Origin of the sequence: Streptomyces viridiviolaceus, assembly GCF_014650995.1 — a bacterium.
Classification (GTDB): domain Bacteria; phylum Actinomycetota; class Actinomycetes; order Streptomycetales; family Streptomycetaceae; genus Streptomyces; species Streptomyces viridiviolaceus.
On the sequence record NZ_BMWA01000064.1, the window covers coordinates 1 to 8,495 of the forward strand.

Annotated in this window: 7 protein-coding genes and 1 pseudogene; 6 read left to right on the plus strand and 2 right to left on the minus strand. The window is 68.9% G+C overall.

The features are described 5' to 3' along the window. Window positions 1-464: telomere-protecting terminal protein Tpg (gene tpg, locus IE260_RS40590; RefSeq protein WP_189880957.1), on the plus strand; the 464-nt coding region annotated here is incomplete at its 5' end. A gap of 281 nt (window positions 465-745) precedes the next feature. On the opposite strand, the gene IE260_RS40595 is transcribed toward tpg, so the two are convergent. Both IE260_RS40595 and IE260_RS40600 read right to left on the minus strand, forming a co-directional pair. Next, window positions 746-1,354, minus strand: coding sequence for a hypothetical protein (locus IE260_RS40595; RefSeq protein ID WP_189880958.1), 609 nt, complete (start codon window positions 1,352-1,354; stop codon window positions 746-748). Window positions 1,355-1,439: 85 nt separating this feature from the next. Beyond that, window positions 1,440-3,062: a NucA/NucB deoxyribonuclease domain-containing protein gene (locus IE260_RS40600; protein WP_189880959.1), complete on the minus strand. Its 1,623-nt coding sequence runs from the start codon at window positions 3,060-3,062 to the stop codon at window positions 1,440-1,442. Between the two features lie 397 nt (window positions 3,063-3,459). Between IE260_RS40600 and IE260_RS40605 the strand changes: the two genes are divergently transcribed. The 5 genes and pseudogenes from IE260_RS40605 (at window position 3,460) to IE260_RS40630 (ending at window position 8,429) form a co-directional block, all read left to right on the plus strand. After that, window positions 3,460-3,855, plus strand: coding sequence for a barstar family protein (locus tag IE260_RS40605; protein ID WP_268255036.1), 396 nt, complete (start codon window positions 3,460-3,462; stop codon window positions 3,853-3,855). A 219-nt stretch (window positions 3,856-4,074) separates the two neighbouring features. Continuing rightward, window positions 4,075-4,844, plus strand: a pseudogene (locus tag IE260_RS40610) (glycosyltransferase family 39 protein); the annotation flags it as partial. A gap of 516 nt (window positions 4,845-5,360) precedes the next feature. Beyond that, window positions 5,361-5,579 (plus strand): DUF6417 family protein, encoded by a 219-nt coding sequence (locus tag IE260_RS40620; RefSeq protein ID WP_189880963.1) that lies wholly within the window; start codon window positions 5,361-5,363, stop codon window positions 5,577-5,579. 397 nt (window positions 5,580-5,976) lie between these two features. Further along, window positions 5,977-7,332, plus strand: a complete 1,356-nt coding sequence (locus tag IE260_RS40625) for a tetratricopeptide repeat protein (protein ID WP_189880964.1) — start codon at window positions 5,977-5,979, stop codon at window positions 7,330-7,332. A 398-nt stretch (window positions 7,333-7,730) separates the two neighbouring features. Then, entirely contained in the window at window positions 7,731-8,429 is a 699-nt protein-coding gene (locus tag IE260_RS40630; RefSeq protein WP_189880965.1) for an HNH endonuclease family protein, read from the plus strand. Window positions 8,430-8,495 lie beyond the last annotated feature (66 nt).

Consider the following 8,495-nt stretch of genomic DNA (forward strand, 5'->3'; position numbering starts at 1 on the left):
TCAAGCAGCTCAAGGGCACCAGACCGGTCGCCCAGATGCTGCGCATCTCCCAGCGCACCGTCGAACGGTACGTCAAGGACCAGATCAAGAAGCCGCGGCCGGACCTCGCCATGCGCCTGGAGCGCGAGGTGAAGGCCCGGTGGCAGCCGCAGATCCGGGCCAAGGCCAAGGAGAGGGCAGCGACGACCGGCGGCATCGTCATCGACACCCGCGCCCGGATCGGCTACACCGCACCGGTCGGCACGACCGACGACGCCCGCCTCCGGCACCTGACCGTCGCCCTGCCACCGCAGTACGCCGCCCGCCTCTTCGACGCCCAACAGGCCGGCGCCTCCGACCGGCAACTGCAGCAGATCGCCGCCGAAGGCCTCAAAGAGGTCTACTTCCAGGAAAGCGGCCGCCGCGCCGGCTCACTGGAGAAGGTCCGCTTCACCGACATCGAGCACGTGGAGTTCGACCTGTAGGACGCGCCGTCGGTGTGTGTGGGCGGGCCGATTATGGCTGAGCCGTATTCCTTTCGGGCAGTCCATGAGACCAGCGGGCTGGCTACGCAGCGACAGTGATTCTTCGAGCCGCCTCGTGGTGTCTGAGGGTGACTCCGCATCGGACTGGACGAGAACTGCTGGTGCAGCCATCCGGTGCTGACGCAGACCGATCAAGGCCTGTCGGGCAGAGGGGCGGCGTCCTGCCTGACGGCGGTGGTTTGCTAGGGGCGTTGGGGGCGTGGCCGGCCTCGAGCGGGCCGTCAGGGCATGGTCGGGTAGGGCTTGGCTGTGAGGCCGCCGAGCCAGGGGCCTTGGAGGTGTTCGGCGCGCAGTTCGGTGCGGGTGATCGCCTGAGTGGCGAGGAGGGCGAGGGCGCCCTCGCTGGGGGCGGGCGGTACCGGGTGCTGCGGGGTCGCGTAGTCGTCGGGGAAACCTGCCTCGCGCAGGGATTGCCGGGTGCGGTCACCGAAGTGGCCCCAGCGGCGGTTGGTGCGCGGCTCCATGCCGCCGACCGGACTGCCGTACTCCCGGAAGACGACCTGTACTTTGTTGGGGTCGGAGAAGGCGGTGCAGGCGGGCGCCTCCGGCGCGGCGAGTGCCTCGAGGACGTCCGGGTGGGTGCCGACCCAGCCGGTCTGCGCCTCGCTCTCCACCACCACCGACCACTGATCGTCCAGCGCGGCCGCCGCGACCAGCACGGGCGGCCCGTCGAACGGCGTGCGCCGGGCGAACGCCGCGAGCCCGTCCGGCAGCGGCGCGGCCTCGTCGACTCCCATGGCGTCGAGGCAGAACGCGGGCGTCCGGGGCGCGAAGGTGACGGCCCAGCCTTCGCCCCACAGGCGGGTCAGATCCAGCGGTTGTGCGTGCATCGCGTCGGCTCCCTGGTGGCTTTCGGAAACGGGGGCCGCCTCCGGGCGGCGGCCCCCGCCGTTATGCGGTCCGGCGGTCTGGCATCTAGTCGACGATCTCGACCCAGAACCGGTCGTTGGTGCCGTCCGGGTACGGCAGGGACGCGTCCCAGGCCAGAATACGGTCGGCGTTGTAGTAGGCGATCAGCTTGCCGCCCGCGGAGGCGTTGTCCGTGGTCGGCACCGCCTGCACCGAGAAGTCCCAGTCCGGGCTCGCCGCGCCCTCAAGCGTCGAGGCGAATGGGTACTCGTCGCACTGCTGCGTGGAGGTGTCCGGCGCCGGGTTGAGACCGAGGCCCGCGTACGTCGAGGCCTGCGGGCCGGTGCCGTAGCAGGCGCCGTCCTTGTGGTCACGGTTGGCCTGGTAGTCCGTCGCGTTGAGCGTGGAGTGGATGCGGTGCAGGCCGTAGTGCACCGGCTGCCCGTTGATCGCCTGGCCGGGGATGCTCTTGTCGCGCTGCGCCTCCTCCTCGGCCGGCAGGCGCGGGTAGGTGTACTCGGGGTGCGTCTGCGCGCCGAGGATGTGCTGCGCGACGGCGGCCTCGGTGCCCGAGAGGCTGTACTTCAGGACGGGGGTTGCGCCGGGGAAGACGCAGCCGTGCGAGCGGTCGGCGCCGAACGGGCCCGCGATGTAGGCCGCTGAGTCGCAGCGGACCACCTGCACCGGGGAGGTGCCGGGCGCATCGGTGCTGAACTCGTCGCTCTCGGTGAAGAACTCCACCCGCCAGAAGCTCGGCATGAGCTTGTCGCGGCCGTAGCCGGCCGCCGCCGAGTTGCTGATGTCCCAGTAGGCCCAGCTGGGGTTGTTGTTCCAGTTGTCCCAGGTCAGCGTCGCCGGGCTGCGGGAGGCCCCGCAGTCGAGCTGATCCGGGGCGCAGGTGCCGAACAGCGACAGGGGCACGCCGGGCGCGGTCCAGATGTTGTCCCACCAGCCCCAGTCGTACGACACGGAGCCCTGCTTGATCTGCGAGAACAGCCGCATGGTGCGCTGGTCCTCGAAGCCCTGGGCGATAACCTCCAGGGTGGCCTTGGTCGTGCCCAGGTGGTCCACCGGGTTGCCCGCGGCGTCCTTCTCCCAGTAGTCGGCGGTGATCGGTACCTGCTGGCAGAAGGTGAACCGGTCGTACACGCGCCCGGCCTCGGAGGCGGCGCCGGCGGTCATGCAGGAGTCGTAGAGCGCCTGCGACGGCGTCTCGCCGATCGTCGCGGCGGTCGCCTGGGCGGTGAAGCCGCTCTCCGTCGAGGTCGCGGTGCGGGCGGTGCGCTGCTGACCGAGGTAGGAGTCGACGCGGCTGTTCATCGGTGTCTTGCGCCGTTCGGCGTCCTGCTCGATGAACTGGATCGCCTCGGCGAAGGTCAGGTCGGCGCGTCCGGCGGCCGGCTGGCGCTCGGGGCGGCGCTCGGTCTGGAACGGGACGTCCGCCTTCGGCAGCGGCCGGCCGGCCCGCTCGGCGGCCTTGCCCCGCTCGCGCAGCTTTTCCAACTGCTCGGTGGATATGCCGACTTCGAGCTTGATGGGCTTCAGTGAGCCGGCGAGGAGCGGGGCGGATCCGCCGGTCCGTTCCCGCTCGGGCCCGTCCGCGACGGCGTACTGCGGGCCGAGCAGCGCGAGACCGAGCGCGAGGGCCGCCGCGCGGCGTGATACTCGGAAGATTCTGTGACGATGCACTGTGCCTCTCCGGGGCGACTAGGAGCCTCCGCGCCGCACGTGCGCGCGGAGTTGATCACAGAACCTAAAGATCATTTGAGGGGGAGACGGTCACAGGATGGTCACATACCGTGCAACACTTGTGTATCTCCTGTGACAGCGGTCCGGTCCGCGGCGAGCGGTACCGACCTCGCGCTACTCCCTTGGTGCCGGTCCGTACGAGTCAGCGGTCCCAATTCCGGCGAGGACGGGGCCGGGGCTAGGGCCTCTCGTTTGGTTCTAGACTTTGCAGCTCTGCTGTCGGCGCCGGCAGCGGTCAATGGCCTGTTTCACGGGACGGAGGGCGGCGGTGCTCACCGTTCCCTGGTTGCACGTAGTTTCGGAACCAGGCGCTGTGCCCGTCGATCTACTGCTTCCCATGACTGGTAGGACGTACGTAGCGCGTCTCGATGGCCGTGAGATGCGTGACACGGACGCCGTCTTCCAGCAGTTCTACGACGGTCTGCGGCTGCCCGATTACTTCGGCTGGAACTGGAACGCCCTCTCCGACTGCCTGAGCGATCTGAATTGGCTGTCTGCGGACCACCACGTACTGGTCATCGATGCCGCGGACGAAATATTGCCAGGCGATGTCTCCGGACAGCGTCTGCTCTTCAAGAGCTTGCTGCGGGCCGGACGGCGATGGTCCTACACGCAGAAGCCCGAGGGCGTAGTACTCGGCAGACTCGTTGTGGTCATGTCGTGCGACGCTGCATCCGTCCCGTCCCTGAAGGAACATCTGCGGTCATACCTGGAACAGACGCCCTTGTCGTAGGGATCGGCTTCACCTCGCAGACCAGAAGCGGGTGCGTCACCGGCCTGTCCGACAGCTGCAGCAGAGACAAGGAGCCCCACGAGCCTGATGCCTGTCGACCCACGCACTCACCTCGTACACAGCATGCGCCGAACGAGCCACCTACGACGGCCCGTGGCGGACGTCGCTCAGCACCGCCGGCCGGAGGATTCGAAACGCTTCACGTCTTTCCGCACCACCATCCTCCGGCGCGGTCTGCCCGTCTGGCCCATCACACTGCTGTGGACTGTTGCCTGGGGCCTGTGGGGTCTGTCCCAACAGCACAGCGTGTGGCGGGACGAAGCAGCGACCTGGCAGGTGGCTCGACGGTCCGTCACCGACATCTGGCACCTGCTGGGGCATGTCGATGCCGTGCACGGCCTCTACTACCTGCTGATGCACGAACTCTTCGGATGGTTCGGGCCCAGTACCACGACCCTGCGCCTGCCCTCCGTACTGGCCACGGCGGTGGCGGCGGCCTTCGTGACACTCATCGGGCACCGGCTGGCCGGGGTCTGGGCGGGCCTGGCAGGAGGGCTCGTGTTCGGGCTGATTCCCTCCGTGCAGTTCAATCTTCAAGAGGGACGTCCGCACGCACTGATCGCGGCCGGAGCCGGCCTCTCGACCCTGCAGCCAGTTGAGCAGTCCGCACACCGAGATGGTGACCGCGTACGCCGCCCACAGCTTCCTGTGGCCCTGTCCCTGCAAAGCGGTTACCAGCAGCGCCCGCGCACTTGCTGAGCCTGGCCTGGACAAAAGCCGGACCCAGGACGTGGACCCGCTGGACGGTGGCAGCAACAGCAGCCGTGGCAGCTGTGCTGCCGTTGATTCTGTTCACGATGGGCCAGTCCAAGCAGGTGTCCTGGATCCCGCCGCTGACATGGCACATGCTGATCGGCCCGGCGGTCCTGCTGGCCATCGGCACGACCGGAGCTCTGATGAGACGGCCGGGCCCACGCCGACCGTCTCTGTGAGACTACCCACCGATCGACGTCCAGGCATTCGTCGCCGACGGCCCGCTCCCCGACGGGGACGCTTGCGAAGAAGAGATCGACAGACGCGTTCAGCAGCTCAACGCGATCCCGAAGCCGGTCACGGGAGAGGAGGCCAAGGCGCTGGTCTCCTGCTTCGGCCCGGACGACTGCTATGGCGTCGCCTGGACCCTGCTGCACCTCATCGAGACCGGCCCGAACCCGGTGCTGACCACTGATCCTGGACCTGAAGCCAACGAATGGCTCCAGCGCCTCTACAACCGTGCCGTGTTCTGAGGACTCATCCCAAGAAATTGACGCCATAGCAACGTGAAGGTGTCTGCAGGGACGATCTTTCGGCTGAAGTTCTGCGGAGCCTTTCGCCGCATAAGGCGACAGCCCTCCACGATCGCACCCTTCTTCGGGCAGCCTCGTCTGGCGGTATGTCCCGGACGGGGCTGACGCATGTCCGGGCCCGCCGCGTGACCGTGGCGGGTCTGGGTACGTTGCCCGGTCATGGACGACTACGAGCACATCGACCTCGACGCCGGTGACCTGGAGGAGATCCTCTCCGCGCCGATGGAGACGGCGGAGCGGCTGTCGCTGCTCCCGCTGGACGAGGCGTATGACGTGCTGCGCTTGCTGGTGAGTGTGTCGCAGGAGGGCGGGCCGTTGTCGCGGGAGGCGGACCGGCTGGCGAAGGCCATCGCGGTCCGCATCCCGTCGGAGAACTGACCTGGGCCGGGGTCGGCTGCGACCGGCGGGGTGGTAGTCGGTCAGGGGGCCGGTTCGTAGGTGACGGATTGGTCGGGGCGGACGGCAGCCAGGTCCTGGAGGGCGGCGAGCTCGGTGGTGTCAGTGTGTTCCAGCGGAGGTTGGCGCCGGCCCACTCTGCGGCGTAGCGGCAGTTGGTGTCGGCGGCGGGCGGCAGCTATTGGGCGAGGTCCTGGCCGCCTTGCTGCGGTTGGAGCGGGCGGTGACTGCGACCAGGGCGGTGGCCGCGCCCTGGTCGTTGGCGTAGGCCTCGCGGCGCTGGGCGGACGAGGCGGAGGGGCAGCTGGTGGGGAGCGTCATTCCACTTCGAAGCTGGAACTGGAGGTGGTGTCAGGGGGAGCGGCTACGGTACGGCGCTGTGGACGCTACTGATCTTGACTATCGGGCTCGGACGCAGTCCGGCTGCATCCCGCCGCGTCTGGTCTCCCGGCTTCTCGAACTCGGCCACGCCGAGACGGTGGAGTTTGGGGCCGGCCATGGGGAGTGGTTCTGCGCGCGGGAGTGGGCGCGGTTGCTCGGCGAACAGGGCCGACGGGATGAGGCGCTGGAGATACTCGCCCCGTATCTCGCTTCGGGCTGGTGGACGGCCATCAGGACCACGGCGGAACTATTGGAGAGCTGGGGGCGGGCCGACGAGGCGATTGTGCTGACCCGAGCTGGCATGAAGGCCGGGCATCCGATGGCACTGGAGTTCTATGCACGATTGCTCGGTCGGCACGGCCGCAGCGACGAGGCGTTCACTCTGCTGCAGGCGCACATCGACGACGGGTTGCTCGCCGCGGCTCTGGTTGACGTCGCCAAGGGCGCTGGCCGAGACGAGAAGGCAGCCGAGTTGCTCGCCGCCCGGATCCCGGACGAACACCGCTGTGACACCCCGTGGTGCTGCCACGGCCTCGATCCCGACACGGCGATCGGCTTGCTCGCAACGATCCGCGAACGCCAGGGCCGCATCGACGAGGCCATCGCCCTGCTCCGCACCCGGGACGTCACTTCCCTCAACGGTCGGGACCAGCTGGCCGATCTGCTGTCCCGGCACGACCGGACCGGGGAACTGCGCGCCTACGCAGCAGCCGAGGAGCTGGGGCACGCCGCGCAGCGCCTCGCAGAACTGCTGGAGGAACGTGGTGACGTGGACGGGGCGATCGCGGCATTCCGGCAGGCTGACGATTCCGCCGCCTCCAACCCCAACTCGGCAGTCCAGCTAGCGCAACTGCTGGCCCGGCACGGCCAAGGGAACGAAGCGATCGAGGTCATGCGCCACCAGGCCGAAGCCCGCAATGGGGACGACTGGATCCTCCATACTCTGTCCGACCTGTACCTCGAACAGGGCCGCCCCGAGGACGGCCTGGCGCACCTCGACGCCCTCGCCGCTGCCCGCGGGGGCGAGGAGGAATGGGACCTTTTCTGGCTACGACTTCCGCTGATGGCCGCCTGCGACCGGGTTGACGAAGCGATTGAGCAGGCCCGGGCTCACCCTGAGGGCGGCACCTCGTACGCGGCACGACACATTGCCGAGCTGCTGGCCGGCGCCGGACGCACCGAGGAGGCCGTCGCCGTCCTGCGCCCCCACGCCCCCGCGAACAGCCACGACCTGGCCGGGTACCTCATTGACCTCGGCCGCATCGAAGAGGCCGTGGCCGTCCTTCACCAGGACAAGCCCCGTCCGCCACAGCCCTCGACCACCGTCGCTTGGAGCGACGAACCCCCGTTCTGAAGATCTCTCTGACGCAACCAGAGAGCCAGAGGCCCGCCGTCTTAACCGCATCACAAGGGCCCAGCCCACGGGCGGACTGCTGGGAGGAATGACGGGCTTCAAGGTAGACGGTCTAGTCGGTTGCCGTTCGGCGCCGCCATTGACAGCGCGGGACTTGGTGCCCCGGATCTGCCGCCCTGGGTACCGGCGTATCCCCGCGTGCGGCCGGTGCCAGGCTGTGATCCGGTGCGCCCCCTCATCACTCTCCCAGGGCACAGACCCGGTTCGCCCTGGCTGCAACGGTTGTTGAGCGAGCGGCCAGCCCCTGCCCACCCTCCGGTTCCTCCCTCGGTGTGAGGTGTCCGCGGGCGGGGGCTGTGCCGCGGCCGGTAACGGGTCGATGGTGAAGGGGAGCTGGCATGGCAGAGACCGCGCAGGTCCGGGTGAAGACCGGCAGGTGCTGGCGGCGGGGTGGTTGGCTGGCGGCAGCCGTACTGACGCTGTCCGCACTGGCCGGCACAGCCCCCGCGCACAGTGCCGCCGCGGCCGATGAGATCACCCTGCCGCTGAGTCAGGCCATCGCCCAGCTTCCCGTGGCGGTCGAGGACCGTACGGGCTATGACCGCAACCGGGAGTTCGGCTCTGGCTGGACCGACGAGGACCGGGACGGCTGCAACACCCGGCAGGAGGTCCTGCTCGCCGAGGCCGTCACCCCGCCCGCCGTGACCGGCCGCTGCACGCTGTCGGGTGGCTCCTGGTATTCCTGGTACGACGAGCAGACCGTCACCGCCACCGACATCGACCACGTCGTCCCGCTCGCCGAGGCCTGGGACTCAGGGGCCAAATTCTGGACCCGGGACAAGCGCGTCGCCTACGCCAACTACCTGAACGACCCCCGGCACCTGGAGGCGGTCAGCCAGCGCTCCAACCGGCAAAAGAGCGACCAGGACGTCGCCGAGTGGCTGCCCGTCGAGTCCGCGCGCTGCCGGTACCTGAACTACTGGGTGCCCATCAAGCTGTCCTGGAGCCTGGCCGTCGACACCGCGGAGCTGGACGCCCTGAACGCCCTCGCGGCCGGCTGTCCTGACAGCGACATCACCTACACACCCGTCCCCTGACACCCCGACCCGCGCGTCCTGGCCAAGAAGACCGTGACCACGGGCCAGCCCGGCGGTGGGGGGGGG